The organism is Actinomadura sp. KC06 (assembly GCF_004348735.1).
Taxonomy (GTDB): domain Bacteria; phylum Actinomycetota; class Actinomycetes; order Streptosporangiales; family Streptosporangiaceae; genus Spirillospora.
In genome coordinates this window covers 15605-32851 of sequence record NZ_SMKT01000061.1, presented here as the reverse complement: position 1 = coordinate 32851, position 17247 = coordinate 15605, and the positions used below count along the sequence as shown (strand labels likewise).

16 protein-coding genes are annotated in these 17247 nt (G+C 68.7%); 12 read left to right on the top strand and 4 right to left on the bottom strand.

Translation table 11 applies throughout. The features are described 5' to 3' along the window. Window positions 1–35: 35 nt before the first annotated feature. The 11 genes from E1287_RS20605 to E1287_RS20555 all read left to right on the top strand — a co-directional run bounded on the left by E1287_RS20605 (window position 36) and on the right by E1287_RS20555 (window position 11606). On the top strand, window positions 36–1253 hold the full coding sequence (locus E1287_RS20605; RefSeq protein WP_131966668.1) for a cytochrome P450: 1218 nt from the start codon (window positions 36–38) through the stop codon (window positions 1251–1253). Then, the gene (locus tag E1287_RS20600; RefSeq protein WP_131966667.1) at window positions 1253–2341 is read left to right on the top strand and encodes a zinc-binding dehydrogenase; all 1089 of its coding nucleotides are present in this window, start codon (window positions 1253–1255) and stop codon (window positions 2339–2341) included. The genes E1287_RS20605 and E1287_RS20600 overlap by 1 nt, the downstream gene beginning before the upstream one ends. 46 nt (window positions 2342–2387) lie before the next feature. Then, complete coding sequence (locus E1287_RS20595) at window positions 2388–3782, top strand: aldehyde dehydrogenase (protein ID WP_243719249.1); 1395 nt, start codon at window positions 2388–2390, stop codon at window positions 3780–3782. Window positions 3783–3893: 111 nt separating this feature from the next. Continuing rightward, a complete protein-coding gene (locus E1287_RS20590) occupies window positions 3894–5159 on the top strand; it encodes an amidohydrolase family protein (RefSeq protein ID WP_131966665.1) in 1266 nt (421 codons plus the stop codon). Between the two features lie 97 nt (window positions 5160–5256). Beyond that, window positions 5257–6000: an enoyl-CoA hydratase-related protein gene (locus E1287_RS20585; protein WP_207934339.1), complete on the top strand. Its 744-nt coding sequence runs from the start codon at window positions 5257–5259 to the stop codon at window positions 5998–6000. A gap of 25 nt (window positions 6001–6025) precedes the next feature. Next, a complete protein-coding gene (locus tag E1287_RS20580; protein ID WP_207934338.1) occupies window positions 6026–7252 on the top strand; it encodes an acyl-CoA dehydrogenase family protein in 1227 nt (408 codons plus the stop codon). Window positions 7253–7320: 68 nt separating this feature from the next. Beyond that, the gene (locus E1287_RS20575; protein WP_131966662.1) at window positions 7321–8436 is read left to right on the top strand and encodes an acyl-CoA dehydrogenase family protein; all 1116 of its coding nucleotides are present in this window, start codon (window positions 7321–7323) and stop codon (window positions 8434–8436) included. Beyond that, entirely contained in the window at window positions 8436–9614 is a 1179-nt protein-coding gene (locus E1287_RS20570) for an acetyl-CoA hydrolase/transferase C-terminal domain-containing protein (RefSeq protein WP_131966661.1), read from the top strand. The genes E1287_RS20575 and E1287_RS20570 overlap by 1 nt, the downstream gene beginning before the upstream one ends. A 94-nt stretch (window positions 9615–9708) precedes the next feature. Then, window positions 9709–10206: a flavin reductase family protein gene (locus tag E1287_RS20565; RefSeq protein WP_131966660.1), complete on the top strand. Its 498-nt coding sequence runs from the start codon at window positions 9709–9711 to the stop codon at window positions 10204–10206. A gap of 56 nt (window positions 10207–10262) precedes the next feature. Continuing rightward, a complete protein-coding gene (locus tag E1287_RS20560; protein ID WP_207934337.1) occupies window positions 10263–10790 on the top strand; it encodes a DoxX family protein in 528 nt (175 codons plus the stop codon). A 51-nt stretch (window positions 10791–10841) separates the two neighbouring features. After that, window positions 10842–11606 carry an SDR family NAD(P)-dependent oxidoreductase gene (locus E1287_RS20555; RefSeq protein ID WP_131966659.1) on the top strand — a complete coding sequence of 255 codons (765 nt, stop codon included), beginning with the start codon at window positions 10842–10844 and terminating at the stop codon, window positions 11604–11606. Between the two features lie 365 nt (window positions 11607–11971). On the opposite strand, the gene E1287_RS20550 is transcribed toward E1287_RS20555, so the two are convergent. From E1287_RS20550 to E1287_RS20535, 4 genes are all read right to left on the bottom strand, one after another. Beyond that, window positions 11972–12733 (bottom strand): peptidoglycan recognition family protein, encoded by a 762-nt coding sequence (locus E1287_RS20550; protein WP_243719247.1) that lies wholly within the window; start codon window positions 12731–12733, stop codon window positions 11972–11974. 318 nt (window positions 12734–13051) lie between these two features. Continuing rightward, complete coding sequence (locus E1287_RS20545; protein ID WP_131966658.1) at window positions 13052–13579, bottom strand: hypothetical protein; 528 nt, start codon at window positions 13577–13579, stop codon at window positions 13052–13054. A gap of 79 nt (window positions 13580–13658) precedes the next feature. Next, on the bottom strand, window positions 13659–15071 hold the full coding sequence (locus tag E1287_RS20540; RefSeq protein WP_131966657.1) for a hypothetical protein: 1413 nt from the start codon (window positions 15069–15071) through the stop codon (window positions 13659–13661). Between the two features lie 10 nt (window positions 15072–15081). Next, entirely contained in the window at window positions 15082–15585 is a 504-nt protein-coding gene (locus E1287_RS20535; protein WP_131966656.1) for a peptidase inhibitor family I36 protein, read from the bottom strand. Between the two features lie 656 nt (window positions 15586–16241). Here E1287_RS20535 and E1287_RS43855 point away from each other — a divergent pair. Beyond that, window positions 16242–17021, top strand: a complete 780-nt coding sequence (locus tag E1287_RS43855) for a hypothetical protein (protein ID WP_165969108.1) — start codon at window positions 16242–16244, stop codon at window positions 17019–17021. The last annotated feature ends 226 nt before the right edge of the window (window positions 17022–17247 follow it).

The following is a 17247-nucleotide window of genomic DNA, read 5'->3' as shown; positions in this document are numbered from 1 at the left end:
AGTTATCTGAAGCGGGTCAGGGGCAGGGACTGCAAATGCAGAGCAATACCGAAAAGCGTAATGATGCGGAAGTCGACCGGCTTGCCGCCGACTTCGACCACCACGATGAAGCGCTCGACCACGAGGTTCTGACGCAGGTTTACGACCGCCTTCTCGCGGGCTGCCCGGTCGCCAGGACCACGGCGCACGACGGATTCGCGCTCATCACCCGGCATGCGGACGTCGTCGAAGTCGAGAAGGACGGCAGGAGGTTCTCCTGCGCTCAGGGCGTCGTCCACCCGCGGCACGCCGGACAGCCGCCCAACATCCCCATCGAGTTCGACGGCCCGCTCCACACCGCGTACCGCAAGCTGTTCATGGAGGTGCTCAAGGCGCCGCGGGTGCGCAGGATCGAGCCGTATCTGCGCGACCTGACCGAGCGCGTCCTCGACTCGTTCGCCGGGGGCGACGACGCCGACTTCGTGCAGAATGTCGCGGTCCAGATTCCGGTGCGGGCCGTGGGACACCTGCTGGGGTTCGGCGAGGACGCGAACGAGCAGCTCCAGGAGTTCGCGACGGCGATTCTCGAACACGCCGGCACGCCGGCGATGGCCGATGCGGTGCAGAAGCTCGGCGCTCTCACGAGCACCCACCTGAACCAGCGCCGGGAGGAGCCTCGCGGGGACTACCTCAGCACGCTCGTCCAGGCGGACTTCGGCGACCGGCCGCTCACCGATGACGAACTGCTCGGGATCATCCGGTCCTTCGTCTTCGCGGGATTCGAGACGACGTCACGGTCCATCGCGAGCCTCGTCCACCACCTGGTGACACATCCCGAGCTCCAGACCCGGATGCGGTCGGACACCGCGTTGATCGAAGGGATCGTGGAGGAGGGGCTGCGCCTTTTCCCACCCGTCCACACCATGTTCCGGACCGTGACGGAGCCGACGGAACTCCGCGACGCCCCACTGGCGGAGGGAGAGCGGCTGGTGTTGCTTTACGGGGCCGCGAACCGCGATCCCGAGCAGTTCGAGGATCCCACGACATTCAGGGTGGATCGGGCGAACGCCCGGCAGCACCTCGCATTCGGCATCGGCGCGCACTTTTGTGCCGGTGCGCCACTGGCGCGAGCCGAGATGCGCATTCTCATGGAAGCTCTCGTCGAACGGCCGCCGCTGGAGCTGGTGGGAGTCCCGCGGCACCTCCCGCACCTGATGATGGGTCAGATGATGGGCATTGATTATCTTCCGCTCCGATTCCAAGGAGACGATTGATGCGTTCCGCCGTGCTCGTGGAATTCGGAAAGGACCTCGCGGTCGAATCGCTCGAACCGCTCGCGCCCGGCCCGCGCGACGTCGTCGTCGCCGTGGGCGCGAGCGGCATTTGCCACACCGATCTCTCGGTGCGCAACGGACTGTTCCCCAGTATGGTCTCCGGGCCGATGATCGGAGGTCACGAGGGGGCCGGAACGGTCGTCGAGGTCGGGAAGCAGGTGAACCGAGTCGCCGTCGGCGACCGGGTGATCGCGTCCTTCCGCCCGGCCTGCGGCGCCTGTTCGTACTGTGCGCGCGACAGTTCGCACCTGTGCGACGCGCTGGGCCCGTTCCTGCGGAAACCGCGCGCCACCCGGCGCGACGGATCCCAGGCCGTCGCGATGAGCGGTATCGGTACGTTCAGCGACACCTTGACGTGCGATGAGGCATCGGTCGTCCGCATCGACTCGGATCTGCCCGATGCTCATCTGGCGCTGCTCGGCTGCGGCATGACCACGGGCGTCGGCGCGGCCCTGTTCACCGCGCGGGTGCGACCCGGATCGACCGTCGCCGTGGTCGGGTGCGGCGGTGTCGGCCAATCGGTGATCCAGGGCGCGGCCGTCGCCGGCGCCGCCCGGATCATCGCCGTCGACCCGGTCGCGTCCAAGCGCGAGGTCGCCGTCCGCCTCGGGGCCACCGACACCGTCGATCCGGCGACCGCGCCGCCGGAGGAGCAGGTGAAGGAACTGCTCCGGGGAAAGGGCGCCGACTGCGCCTTCGATGTCGTCGGCACGCCCGAGATCGTCGCGTCCACGTACCGCATGATCGGCAAGGGCGGAACACTGGTGCTCGTCGGCTATGGGCCGATGGACAGCGAGTTCCGGGTCCCCGCATTCGACCTGCAGGCGCAGGAGAAGACGGTGAAGGGGTGCGTGGCCGGTTCGGCGCAGATCCGGCGCGATTACCAAGTGCTCGTCGATCTGATCGAGAGCGGCCGGCTCACCACCGACGCACTCGTCTCGCAGCAGGTCGGCCTGGACGAGATCAATGTCGCCATGCAGGCGATGCTTTCAGGTGAGGTGATCCGCAGTGTCGTCACAACGTTCTGAATTCGCGGATCGCCGGCGCGAGGCGATATATGTCAACGGCGAGTGGGTGAAGTCGACAGGGCCGCTGCGCGACATCGTCTCACCGGCGTCCCTGGAGGTCATCGGATGCGCCCCGGACGGCACCGCCGACGACATGGACCGTGCCGTGGCGGCGGCTCGCCATGCCTTCGACGAAGGAACCTGGTCAGGCCTGCCGGCCGCCGAGCGGATCCGCCACCTTGAGCGGGCGGGTGAGATCTACGCCGAGCGCGCCGGAGAGCTCGCCGAACTCATCACCGCCGAGATGGGCAGCCCGATCACGTTCTCACGACGGGCCCAGGGACCCATCGCGCAGCACGTTCTCGCGTACTTCATCGAGCTCGGCAAACGGTTCGAGTTCGAGCAGGTACGCGAGGGGCTCAGCCTGCCCGCCCGCGTGGTCCACGATCCGTCGGGCGTCGTCGCCGCCATCGCGCCGTGGAACTACCCGCAGGCCCTCCTGCTGATGAAGATCGCGCCGGCTCTGGTCACCGGCTGCACCGTCGTGGCGAAACCGTCGCCCGAGACGGCGATCGACGGACTCGTCCTGGCGGAGATCTTCGACGAGGCCGGCATTCCGCCGGGAGTGCTCAACGTGGTCCCCGCCGATCGTGAGGCGGGTGAGCACCTCATCGGCCACCCCGGCGTCGACCGCGTGGCGTTCACCGGCTCCACCGCGGCCGGTCGCCGGATCGCCGAGATCTGCGGCCGCGACCTGCGGCGCTGCACGCTCGAACTGGGCGGGAAATCGGCCGCGCTCATCCTGGACGACGCGGACGTAGCGCAGACGATGGAGGGCCTGCGGGACTACGCCTTCCGCAACAGCGGGCAGACCTGCACCAACCAGACACGAATCCTGGTTCCCCGGTCGAGGCAGCGGCAGTTCACCGACGCCCTGTGCGAGATGGTGGCGTCGATGCGGGTGGGCGACCCGGTGGACCCGGCCACCGAGATCGGCCCGCTGGTCTCCGAGCGTCAGCGGGACAGGGTGGAGGGCTACGTCGGCATCGGCCGGGACGAAGGGGCGACGGTCGCCTACGGCGGCGGTCGCCCGGCGGGCCTGGACGCGGGCTGGTACGTCGAACCGACCGTCTTCGCCGGTGTCGACAACTCGATGCGCATCGCCCGTGAGGAGATCTTCGGCCCGGTCGTCGGGGTCATCCCGTACGACGACGAGGCCGACGCCGTCGCCATCGCCAACGACTCGGAGTACGGGCTCGCCGCGAGCGTGTGGAGCCTCGACGCCGAGCACGCTTCCTACGTGGCGAAGCGGATCAGGGCCGGCCTGCTCCTCGTCAACGGCCAGGGCGGCAGCTTCGACGCGCCCTTCGGCGGCTTCGGGCAGAGCGGGATCGGACGCGAATGCGGTGTCGAAGGGCTCCTCGCCTTCACCGAGACGAAGCAGCTGCCCCTCCTTCCCTGACCTGAGCGACGGTGACACGGGCGGTTCCCATCGCCGATCCGACGATCGGCTCCCCACCCACGAGGTTCACGTTGAGGCCGCATCGCGGCGGAAAGACACGGAGGACGAACCATGCCCAAGGACCTCGAAGACGCGCTGTCCCGCGACGACGTCTTCTCCGTCGGCCCCGGCGACGAGCTGCTGTTCCTCCCCGAGCCGGAGCCGAGGGACGTCTGGTGCCCGGTGATCTCGGTCGACGACCACGCGTTCGAGCCCACGACCCTCTTCGACCGGGTGCCCGCCAGGTTGCGCCAGGACGCGCCGCAGGCGGTCGAGGTCGACGGCCGGCCCGCGTGGCGGATCGGCGGGAAGGACCACTTCTTCACCGGCATGGACGGCGCGGCCAACCGGCCCATCAACCAGTGGCGGTCGATGAAGATGCGCAGGGAGGACTACCGGCGATCGGTGTACGACACCGACGCCCGCGTCCTGGACATGGACCTGGCCGGAGTGTGGGCTTCGCTGTGCTTCCCGTCCGTCACCTGGGGGTTCTCCGGCACGACGCTGTCGCGCCTGCCCGACCCGGAGGTGGCGTACGCCTGCGTGCAGGCCTACAACGACTGGGTGGTGGAGGAATGGGCCGGCTCCCATCCCGACCGGTTCATCCCGTGCCAGCTCACCTATCTGGAGAACCCGGAACTGGCCGCCAAGGAAGTCCGCCGCAACGCCGAGCGGGGTGTGCACGCCGTCTCCTTTACCGAGAACCCCGCGGCGCTCGGGTATCCCAGCGTCCACTCCGACCACTGGGAGCCGTTCTGGCGCGCCTGCGCCGAGACCGAGACGGCGATCAACCTCCATGTCGGTTCGTCGGGCCGGATCAGCTGCCCTTCTCCCGACTCGCCCGTGCCGGTGCAGGTGGCGCTGTTCCCGCTGAACGGGATCGAGACGGTCGTCGACTGGATCTTCTCCGGTGTTCCGGAGCGGTACCCCGATATCCGCATCGTGCTGTCGGAGGCCGGGATCTCCTGGGTGCCGATGGTGGTCGAGCGCCTCCACCGGGCCTACCGCCAGCGGGAGGCGGAGCCCAAGGTGTGGGCCGCGCTCCCCACGCATCCCGTCGACGTCCTGCACCGCAACTTCTGGTTCACCTCGATCGAGGACCCGTCGGCGTTCCGCCGCCTCGATGTCATCAGCGAGGACCGCATGATGCTGGAGGTCGACTTCCCGCATACGGACAGCACATGGCCCGACAGCCAGGCGCTCTTCCGCTCGGAGCTGGAGCAGCTCCCCACGGAGACCGTCAAGAAGATCTGCTTCGGGAACGCCGCCGCCCTGTACCACCACCCGGAGCCCCCGGCCCCGGTCCAGGCGGCCTCGACGCTGCTGGGGGCCTCGTAACCGACCGGGATGCCGGTCTACGAGCCGGCGTCCCCGTCGCCCTTCACGGCATGGAGAGCTTTCACCGCATGGGGAGAAGAAGACGATGACGGACGCGGTGCTCACCGAGGTGGTGAACGAGAACACCCTCGTGATCACGCTCAACCGGCCGGAGGTGAAGAACGCGATCAACTCCGACGTATCGCTGGGGCTGCGTGCCGCCTTCAAGGAACTGGACCGGGACGACGCGCTCCGTGTCGGAGTGCTCACCGGATCCGGCGGGACGTTCTGCGCCGGGATGGATCTCAAGGAGTTCGCCCGCACCGGTAAGCCGCGGGGCGTGCAAGTGCTCCTCCGGGAAGGTACGAAAAAGCCTCTGATCGCAGCCCTCGAAGGGGTCACGCTCGGCGGTGGCCTCGAACTGGCTCTCGTCGCGGACATCCTGGTCGCGGCGTCCGACGCCGCACTCGGCCTGCCGGAGGTCCGGGTGGGACTGTTCCCCAGCGGCGGCGCGCTCTACCGGCTGCCGGGCATTCTGCCCAGACCGCTGATCGCCGAGATGGCCTTCACCGGTGAGCGCATCAGCGCCGAGCGAGCCCATCATTTCGGTCTCGTCTCGCGGCTGGCGGCGCCCGGGGCCGCCCTGGACGAGGCGCTCACCATGGCGGAGATGATCACCCGCTGCGCGCCGCTCGGGGTGGCCGCGAGCAAGAACCTGCTCCGCGGCTGCCAGGGGCCGGCGGCCGACGGTTTCTGGATGCGCCAGCGGGAACTGGTCCACGCCGTGTTCTGGTCCGGGGACGCCGCCGAAGGTGTCGCCGCCTTCGCCGAGCGGCGGCGACCCCGCTGGCGCAATCGCTGAGCAGGCCGGAGGTACCGCGATGGACATGGAGTATCCGCCGGAGGCCGAAGAGTTCCGGGCGGAAGTGAAGGCCGTGCTGGCTGAGGAACTGCCGGACGGGTGGGCGGGGACCGGGGCCATCCCGACGACCGAGGAGACCCGGAGGTTCGTCCGCGAATGGCGCCGGACGATGTACCGCCGCGGACTGCTCGGGGTCGCGTGGCCCGCCGAGTACGGAGGACGCGGTCTCACCATGGTGCACCAGGTGGTGCTGGTCGAGGAGCTGACCAAGGCAGGTCTCCCGTTCGGGGAACAGCCCGCGGACTCGACGGGCGTGAAGATGCTCGGCAGCACGCTCCTGCGGTTCGGCACGGAGAAGCAGAAGCGCTCGATTCTGCCCGCGCTGCTGTCCGGTGAGCAGCGCTGGTGCCAGGGCTTCTCGGAGCCCGGTGCCGGGTCCGACCTGGCGTCGGTGAACACGCGGGCCCGCCTGGAATCGGAGGAGTGGGTGGTCGACGGCCAGAAGCTCTGGACGTCGGGAGCGCACACGGCCACCGGGATCTTCGTGCTGGCCCGCACCGACGCGGCGGCGGGTAAGCACGCCGGCCTGTCCTTCCTGTTGATTCCGCTGGACCAGCCGGGGGTCGAGGTCCGTCCGATCCGGCACGCCACCGGGGGCACCGACTTCTGCGAGGTGTTCTTCGACGGCGCCCGCACCCCGGCCGACATGATCGTCGGCAGGCCGGGCGACGGCTGGAAGGTCGCCTCGACGCTGCTCACGTTCGAGCGGGGCGAGGAGGCCGCGACCAACCCGATCCTCTTTCGGGCGGAGCTGGACCGGCTGTTCGAACTCGCCCGCCGCACGGGCCGGGACCGCGACCCGGTGATCCGGCAGCGGCTCGGCCGCGCGCGCGTCCGTGTCGAGGTGATGCACTCCCTGGGCCTTCGCATCCTGTCGGACGTGCTGGCGGGCGCCGAGCTGGGGCCCGCGTCCTCGGTCTCGAAGCTGTACTGGAGCGAGTACCACCGCGAGGTCACCGACCTGGCCCTGGACGTCCAGGGCCTCGACGGCCTGGCGCCGGCGGGGAAGGACTCCTCGCGCCCGCTGCGAACCGACGACCCCGGTGCGGACCCGTCGTCGTCACGGAGCTGGTGGAGCGTCTCCCTCAACGCGCGGGCCGGGACGATCTACGCGGGGACCTCGGAGATCCAGCGCGACATCCTGGCCGAACACTCCCTCGGCCTTCCCCGGGAGCCGCGGCCGGCCGGCTGAGCCGGATCCGGGCGATCGTCCGGCCGGGCGAACCATCACCTGACGGGACCTTCGAGAGCGAGACCACGATGCGGTTCAGATACGACCCCGAACACGAGGACCTACGCGCGAGCGTGCGGGCCGTCCTCACCGGCGCCGAGGGCTCGGCCGGGCACGACCTGGAGACGGACCGCGGCTGGTCGCCGCGCACGTGGAGCCGGCTCTGCGACGAGCTCGAGCTGCCGGCGCTGGCCGTGCCCGAGGCGAACGGCGGCACCGGTGCCGGCGTAATCGAGCTCGGTATCGTTCTCGGGGAGGCGGGCCGCAGTCTGCTCCGCGCGCCGCTTCTCTCGACCAGCCTGGCGATTCAGGCGCTGCTGCGAACACGGCCCGGCGCGGGCGTCGCGCAGTTGGCGGCCGGCCGGCGGACCGGGACGCTGGCACTGCGCGAGCCGGGCCGCGGCTGGGACGCGGAGCCGCACACCCGGGCCGCGGCCGGCCGGGACGCCTGGCGGATCACCGGCACGAAGAACTGGGTGCTCGACGGGACCACCGCGGACCTGTTCGTCGTGAGCGCGAGAACACCGTCCGGTACCTCGTTGTTCCTCGTGGAGTCCCAGAACGTGGGGGTGAAGGTCGAGGCGACCGAGACCGTCGACCCCACCCGCCGTGTCGCGCACGTGACCTTCGACGCGGCCCCCGCCGTCCTGCTCGGCCGCGACGGTGCGGCCCCGGTCGCGTCGATCCTCGACACCGCGGTGGTCCTCCTCGCGGCGGAGCAGGTCGGCGTCGCCGAGCGCTGTCTGGAGATGGCGGTCGAGTACGCGTGCCGGCGCACCCAGTTCGGCCGTCCCATCGGCTCGTTTCAGGCCGTCAAGCACAAGCTCGCCGACGTCCTGCTGGAGGTCGAGGCCGCCCGGTCGGCCGCGCTCCACGCCGCGTACGTCGCCGACCGGCGCCCGGACGACGAGCTGGGCGAGGCCGCCGCCGTCGCCGGGGTCACCTGCTCGGAGGCCGCTCTGCTCGCGGCGGGCGAGAACATCCAGGTGCATGGCGGGATCGGGATGACATGGGAGCATCCCGCGCACCTCTTCCTGAAGCGCGCCACCGTCAGCCGCATGCTGTTGCGGCACCCCCAGGACCATCTGGAGCGTGTGCTGGAACTGGCCGGGCTCTCCGCGGTGGCCGGCGAGCGGGGACGGTGATGGCCGGTCTCGATGACGAACTGGCCCGCCTCGTGAAGCCCGGGGCGCGCGTCGCGCTCGCGGACGGTCCGGGGACCCCGCGCATCCTGCACGGTCCGCTGAGCCGTGCCGCGGCGGGCCGGGGGGTGCGGCTGGTTCTCGGCTGGATGCCGTTGCCCGCCCCAGAGCTGGACCCGGGCGCGTTCGCCGACGTGCGTGTCCTCATCGGAGGCGCCGGCACACGCGCGATGGTGGAGGCGGGCCGCGCCCACGCCGTCCCCGCCCGGCTGTCGGCCGTGCCCGCGCTCCTGCGCGGGCCGCTTCGGCCGGACCTGCTGGTGGCGGCCGTCGTCCAGCGTCCGGACGGCCTGCGCTTCGGCGCCGAGGTCGGGTGGTTGCGCGGCCTGGTGGACGCCGGTGTGCCGATGGCCGCGGTCGTCTCGTCCGGCTCCCCCTGCGCGGACGCCGGGCCGCCGTTGCGCGACGCGATGGTCACCGTCATCGGTGAGACCGGCGACGGACCAGGCGAGGTGGCCGCCCCCGCACCGACCGACGCGGACATGGCGATCGCCGGACGGATCGCCCGGCTCGTGCCGGAGGGCGCACGCGTGCAGGTCGGCCCCGGGCGGCTCGCGCAGGCGATGGTGTCGGCGCTCGCGGTACCCGTCCGGATCGACTCCGGCCTGCTGCCGGATCCGGTGGTGGATCTCGACGCGAAGGGGCTGCTGTTGGACGAGCCCATCGCCGCTTACCTGAGCGGTACGCACCGGCTCCACGACTGGGCGGACGGGCGGCCGATCCTGCATCCGGTCGAGGTGACCCACGACATGACCCGGCTGTCGTCACCGGACCTCCCACCGTTGATCGCGCTCAACTCGGCGCTGGAGATCGACGTGGAAGGACAGGTGAACGTCGAGGGGGTGGGACCCGCGGCCGCCGGCATGGTCGGGGGCCACCCTGACTTCGCCGCCGCCGGGGTGTGCGGCCGCGGCCTGTCGGTGATCGCGACCGCGTCGGCGCACCGCGGCCGTTCGACGCTGGTGGAGAGGCTCTCGCGGCCCGTGACGACCGGTTCCCACGACATCGACGTCGTCGTCACCGACCGGGGGATCGCGGACCTGCGAGGCCTCGACCGTCCCGAACGGAGACGGGCGTTGCTCGACCTCTGGAACGGCGAGATCGCCCGTGTTCCCGAATGACCGTGGCGCGACGCCGCCACCCCGACCGCCCGGTGACGGGCGTTCCGCCGCGGCCAGTCGGCGCGGTCGCGACCTACGAGCGAGGAGTGTTCAGATGATGGCGATGGAGCCGGTGGGCGCCGACGACCAGATGCTGAAACAGGCCTTCGGCTGCTTCCCGTCCGGGGTGGCCGCGGTCTGCGCCCTGGCCGGGGGCGAACCCGTCGGCATGGTCGCGAGTTCGTTCACCTCGGTCTCGATGCGGCCGCCGCTCGTGTCCGTGTGCATGCAGGACACGTCCGCGACCTGGCCGCGGCTACGCGGCCTGCCGAGGCTCGGTTTGAGCATTTTGGCCGAGGACCACGAAGAAGCGTGCCTGCGGCTCGCGAGCACAGGGGGCGATCGCTTCGGTGACGTGCGCTGGGAAGCGGGACCCGAGGGAGGAGTGTTCCTTCCCGGCGCCAGCGCCTGGCTGGACTGCTCGCTGTACGCGGAACATCCCGCGGGCGACCACTCGATCGCGCTCTTGAAGATCCACCGGCTGCGGTCGGAGCCCGGTAGGCCGCCGCTGGTCTTCCACGGCAGCCGGTTCCGGCGCCTCATGGCGGTGTGAACCCGGGTGGACGTCGCCGCAGAACACCTAAGCGAAGGACAGGTAAGGGGCTGTGAATGGCTGTTGACGTGGCGGGCATCGATATCGCGTCTTTCGTCCTGCGGGTTTCCCTGGGCGGGACGCTGATCGCGCACGGCTGGAACCACGCTTTCGGCGGCGGGAAGATCGAGGGCACGGCGGGCTGGTTCGAATCGATGGGCCTGCGGCCCGGCAGGCTGCACGCGCTGATGGCGACCGGCACCGAACTCGGCGCGGGCCTCCTGCTGCTGCTCGGCCTGCTCACCCCGCTGGCCGCCGCCGGCGCGGTCGGCACCATGGTGGTCGCGTTCATCACCGCCCACCTGCGCAACGGCTTCTTCATCTTCCGTCCCGGCCAGGGCTACGAGTACGTCCTCATGATCATCCTGGTGGCGTGCGCACTCGGCGCGCTGGGGGGCGCCGGCGCGTCCCTCGACGGCGCCCTCGGGATCTCCGACGACCTGTCCGGCTGGACGGGCCTGACCATCACCGCTCTGGCCGGCGGCCTCGGCGCGGCCCTCCTCCTGGCCGCCTTCTGGCGTCCCGCCCGCCCCGAAGCGTCATAGACCTCCTGGCGACATCGGCCCTGAACCGTTTACGAGCATGGAAGGCATCGCATGCGTTTGGAAGGTGTTTCCACCGCCGTCACCGGAGGGGCCCGCGGCCTCGGCCTGGCCACGGCACGGTCGCTGGTGGCGGCGGGCGCCATGGTGACGATCATCGATCTGCCGGATTCGGGTGGCGAGGCCGTGGCAGCGGATCTGGGCGACGCGGCCCGGTTCGTCACCGCGGACGTCACCGACGCCGAGCAGTTCGCCGCCGCGCTGGACGTCGCCGAGGAGCGCGGCGGCCTGCGGGGACTCGTGCACTGCGCCGGCGCCGCCCGCAAGGTCCGGCTGCTGGACCGCGCCGGTGAGCCCGCGTCGCTGGAGGACTTCGAGTGGACCGTGCGCCTCAACCTGTTCGGCTCGTTCAACGCGCTGCGGCTGGGCGCGGCGCGCATCGCGCGGCGGGACGAGGAGGACGGCGAGCGCGGCGCGATCGTCCTGACCGCGTCGGTCGCCGCCTATGAGGGGCAGATCGGGCAGATCGCCTACACGGCGGGGAAGGCCGGCATCGTCGGCATGACGATCACCGCTGCGCGTGATCTGGCGAGCCGGTCCATCCGGGTCTGCACGATCGCCCCGGGGATCATGGACACCCGCCTTCTGTCCCGGATGCGCGACGACGTGCGGGCCGCGTTGCACGCCAGCGTCCCGCAGCCGTCCCGCCTCGGGCACGGTGACGAGTTCGCGTCGCTGGCGCTGGAGATCCTGCGGAACGGCTACCTCAACGGCGAGACGCTGCGGCTGGACGGGGCCCTGCGGATGGCGCCCCGTTAGCGTCGATCTTCACCAGCTCGAGTATTTCCTCGCGGTCGTCGACCACAGGGGAGTGAACGCGGCCGCCGCGTCGCTGGGGTGGCGCAGCCGACGATCTCGCAGGACTTGCCCAAGCTGCAACGTAAGACCTTCCCGCCAGGCTCGCCGCTACCGCCGGACGATCCGCTGTCGTTGGCTGCGCTGCCCGACCTGCCGATGGTGGTCGTCCCGCGCGGAAGGTCACAGGCCGGGGAGATCGAGCAGGTTGCTCTGGGGCTGGGAGGAGGCGCGACAGCTTGCAGTCACATCACGGTCGTGGGCAAGGCGACGCCTGAGCGTGTCCGGAACTGCCAAAGGTCTTGCTCGCCCCCGTGGTGGAATGGGGCTCAGGGCCCTGCCGCCGGTCCGTGGTCGAAGGTGTAACGCGGTCCGGGAAGCCCGCTGGGCGTAGCCGGGAAGCTCTGCGTTACACGCCGTTGGCCCAGGCGGTCGGCGACCTGGTTGCGCAACTCCGGCAGTAGCGCATACAGCACGTCGCCGGGGCAGGCGGTGGCGTTGTAGTCACGGTGTCCGACGATCGCTGCGTGCGGATCGAGCTGGTAGGTACCACATAGCCACGCACAGGTCGCGACGAGTTGCACCCACAGTTCTTCGGTGGGCTTCTCGGTCATGTAGGTGCCCTCGTTCTCGATGCCGATGGTGTGGTCGTTGTGGCTGAGGGTGTGGGCGCCCATGACGTGGTGGCCGGCGTTGAGGGCTTCCAGGGTGCGGTTGCGTCCTTCCATGAGGTGGCCGCCGCGGCTGATGGTGAGCTGCTGGCCGATGTCGTCCCAGCCCTTGTCGTCCATGTGGAAGGTCTGGATCGCGCGGGACAGTTCGAAGGCGTGTTCCAGCGACTGGTCGGTGGAGTTCGCCGAGGCGGTGTGGTGCACGACGATGTGGTCGGGGGCCCGGTCCAGCACGGTCGCTTCCACCTTGGGCGGACGGGCCTGCCACTGGTGGCGCGTGTGGATAAGGGGTGCGGCCCACGTTGAAGCCTGCGTCGGGGCCACGATGGGGTCGACGAGGAGGCCGAGCAGCGCTCCCCCCATGACCACTGCGGTATTCCCCAGCACGCCACGGCGGGTGAGGCGGATATCTGCGGGCACGAGCAGCTCCCTTCAGCCGCATATCAACCGACGATGATCTCGAGAAAAGCACTGATAGCGCGGGTGGTCGTTTTGCTCCGCCCTGCCTGACTCGTCGTCGTACATCTCGCCCTTGCGAACGGAGCCGACCTCGGCGAGACACGTTTTTCACCAGGGCTTCGTTGTCACCTGGGCCGCAGGTGGAGGACTGCGACCAACTCTTATGCACGGTCTACAGCCCTGGCTAGAGTGCGTCGCGCCCGGCCTTCAAGAACGGGTCAGCCCGGAATGCGCGCGAGGGGCGTTGATTTGTAGTCCAGCCCATGGCTCGCCATAGCCTCATGTGTCTGCGAACGAGTCGGTCTGGTGTACTGTCTCCCCCTCATCGGCGTGTGGGGCGGGCCATACGCAGATGAGGTGGTGTTCGGGCGGTTCCTGGTCGCCGGGGAACTGCCCTTCTGCGAGGTGGCCGGCGCTGCGGCCCCGCGCGTGTGCCCGAATTTTGTACTTGCCGGGCACTCCCCGCATGGGGCTGCGGCCACGCAGGTCAGGGTGCTCCTCGCCTCCAGACTTGATGATCACTGCTTCTCCCCGCGGGCTGATGTAGGTGAGGTCGACCACGATGTCCCAGTCGCTGAGGTTGAGGGGCGGCTCGCTGTCGGATGCAGTGAGTGTGAGGATGATGTCTCCGGTGTGCGTTCCGGCCATGAAGGCGGCATGGCCCTCGCCGGTGACGGTGCCGAGGGTGTTGGTGTTGAAGATCTGTTCCACTCCATTGTCTTCCAGAGGGCTTTCCTCCTCGGCGAGGAAGTAGGTGCCGAAGCTGACTGGGAGACGGACCGTGATCTGGAAGGGCGGGGGCCTCATATCGGTCAAAGATAACGAGGACCGCCCCGCTTCGCTAGAAGCGGGACGGCCCGCTTTGCCCACTCAGTGGCTCAGCCGATCATGGGTCGATGCGTACCCAGAACCAGTCGCTGTCCAGAATGTGGTCGTCCCTCATCCAATTTTTGTAGGCATTTCCTGCGCTGCGATTCTGGCTGCGGTTCAGGGGCCTGGCCGAGTACCACCGTCCCGTTGAACCGATTGTGGCCGCGTTCTGGTAGGTGGCGGCCATCGGATATTCGTCGCAGTCTCTGGCCTCACCGTTTGGTCCGGTGGTGTAGGGCTGTGTGTAGTACTGCGGGTCGGAGCAGATCCTCACCACCTGTGCCCGGGACTTGTCCTCTAGGCTGCCGTTCCCTGCGACATCGTGTGTCTGGTAGTAGTTGCGTGAGAGTTGCTGTCCGGATTTCTTCCCGCCGGGGATGATCACACCCACTGCGGGTGGCTTGGTCTTGGAACCTTGGCCGGTCTGCGCATCTTCGATGTGCTGGATCACCTCGGAGATGTTGGCGTGGGCGGTGCGGGACAGGGCGAACGTGGCGGGCACTTCGTGATAGATGCAGCCGTAAGGCTTCTTGGTTGAACCACCGCCGACGTAGACGTAGCTGGCGCGGTCGCATCGGAACGGTACTTTGTATCCGTTCCTGTTAGTCGGCCGTAGCCCGTCGGGCAGGTTGATTGACGGGGATGCCTCGTAGTAAGAGACGGCGTCCTTGTCGTTGTGCTTCCCATCGCCGCCGCCGGTCGCCTTTGAGGTATCGAAGGTCCATGTCAGCGGCTTGTTGTTGTAGGTGGACTTCCACTCCTTGCGTGGGTGGGATTCCCATCTGCTGTTTGGCTGGCAGTTGGCCCGTGGTAGCGCGAAGCAGAAGATGTCCAGTTGGAACCGGTAGTCGTTCCATGCTCCGGGGTGGGAGGTCCATTTGTCGACCGCAGCCCAGAACTTCATCTTCTGGTCGCCAGTGATGCCCTCGCCGGTGATGGTGAGCCGGAAGGTGTCGACGCCCAGCGTAATGACGTTGCCGTCTTTGTCGCGGCCCCAGTCGGTGATGGATCCGGTGCCGACGTAGCAGTAGGCGAAGTGATTCTTGTACTTCTGGAAGTCGATGTTGTCGCCCTGCAGTGCGCGGCAGGTGTCGAGGGTGTAGTAGTCGTAATTGGGTGCGAACTGCCTGGCGCCGGGACGGGTGTCGACCGGCATCGGCGTGGGATTCGCCGCTGGATTGGCGGGATCGTCGCTGTTGGCGTTGCGCTTGGTCGCCTCGGCTGATTGCGCGGCGTACTGCTTGAGGTCCGTGCCGGGCTTGACGGTTTTAGGGAGCGCTGACCAGCTTTTCAGCTCCAGCGTGGACCAGCCTTGTACCGGGTCGACCGGCGCGGCCAGGGCGGGGGTGGTGAGGCCGGCGGTGGCCACCGCGAGAATGGCGGTCGTGCCGATCGCTGCGAATGCGCGGGTGATGCGGGAGCGGATCACGGGTGCCTCCTCAGCCGCATTCGGTGTAGAACAGGTCGGCTCTGTTATCGGCGGAGGCGCCGACGTAGGAGGAGCTGGAGCGTGCTGTCATGACCCACAGCGTCGTCCAGGGGTCGGTGTCGCGATCGTAGACAGTTACCTTGTGCCTGGAGTTGTTGTGCCGGGAGCTTGCCTGGTTTTTGAATCCGTAATCTTCGAGTGACTGGGAGCCGCCGCAGTCCTGGAACTGCAGTCGCCGACCGTCCCAGTTCTTCTCTTGATAGAAGCAGTACCAGCCGCTTGGGCAGTTTGGTGTTCCTGCGACGTTGGTCTGGAAGACGACCTTGGCGGTTCCGCCGCCATAGGAGACTTCCGCTGGACCGGTCTGCACGCCACCGAAGCGGTTGATTTGGTCATTGACCTGGTTTTGCGCGGACGTGTCAGGCGCCGCCGATGCGGAGCCGGCCAAGGCCGTGCCGGCCACTAGCGCCCCGAGCGCCATACAGGTGACAGTTAGTGCACGGTCGGTTCTCATGCGCGGTCCTTTCGTAGGACTCGAACGGATGTACTAACCGCGGGGTGCGATCAAGACCGTAATCCGGCACGAAAGCCGCATCGAGAAATTGAGAGTAAAAGAAGATTTACCTAGTCCCTTGCCAGGGCTGACAATATGTGGTCATCATCGAATGTAAACCTTGGGGTGGGTGCACGCGTCGACAGATCTCATCAGCACTCTGTGCTACAAGATGCAGCTCAACGCACTGGATAGGGATTGTTTCGCCGGCCAATTCGCGGCCGGCCGGGCGCCCGGATGGTGCGGCCGGGCCTCGCGACGTGGTGGCCGCTTCGACCGCCGGCTTGATCTCCCTGGGCCACGGACGGCTGGCCGCCGGCGGACGACTGAGGCCGCCTTCGCGGGCTTCTGCAGGCGGCGCTGCGATGTGATCGCGGCACGGGAACTGGATCCTGGGAGGTGATCCAGGATCTGGTCGAGCTGCGGCAACGGCCAGCCGATGCAGCGTCAGGGCCGCTACACCTCCGAGTCGATGCGCCACCCCGGCAATACGCTGCCGCCATCGCCGCGACCGTCATCGACGCCTTCACCCGCCCCGGCGACCTGGTCGTCGACCTGATGTGCGGGACGGGCACCACGCTGATCGAAGCCGTGCATCTGGCCGCGACGCCGCCGGGGTGGAGGACGAACTCAACTTCGTCCATCTCACCGTGGGTAACCTGCGGTACGCCCGCCCGCCTGTCACCCTGTCGTCTGCCCGCCCGGAGACCCTCGATCGCCGCCACGGCGATCTCCACAACGGTCGACGCATCCGCAGCCTTGTTCTTGAGCCTGAAGGTGTGGAGCCCTACCTGGACTGGCCGTGTATCGGTCCCGACACCTCTGATTCCCAGTTGATTGGGGCTGGACGATCGGCACTTGCGCGAACACGAGGCGCACGTCACGGCCCTGGAAACCAAGATCGCGGATCTGGCTCGGCGCCGGGCGCGAGTGCTGAACTGCTTGAACAACTGGATGAGCCGAGCCAGGCGTTCGTTCAGAACGTCAACGAACGTGCCGCACAGATCGCTGGCGACCTGGAAGCTGCGCAGGCCAAGCTACAGGACGTGCGGAGTACGGCACCGTCGCGTCCGTATCCCGAACTGCTGGATCTGCTGCCGGTCGGGACGATCGATCTAGAGCGCGTTCCCGGGCCGATGCTGCGGCGGCTGCTGGACGTGTCCCGGCTGCGGATGGGCTACACCCGGAACGCCAACGAGGTGGAATGCGAAGTCACGATCACGTCCGAGATCGTGGGAACCCAGCAGGACGCGGCGGCTGCGGCGATCGGTGGTGATGGAACAGAATCGCGCGCCGGTCTGCGTGGTACCCCCTACGGGGTCCGCCGCAGACCGGCGCTCACGGTCGCCCTATCGGGCGCCCGCCTAACGATCCCGTCGCGGTTCACAGTCTTCTGATCGTCTGGATCCGTGGCCGAGGTTCTTTGAGGCGCTGGATCGGGAGAACGGCAACATCTCCCCCCGGATGTTCCATGTACGGCCTCGACTCATGGGACCCGCGGGGCGGGGCAGCGCCGACTCGGCCTTCTGGGGGTCGCTCTTTCAGCGGTAGTGCAGCGCCGGACGTTCGGAAACGAGGCAACGGTGCAGATCCCGCTCAGGCCCATTGAAAGCGGCCGGGAGT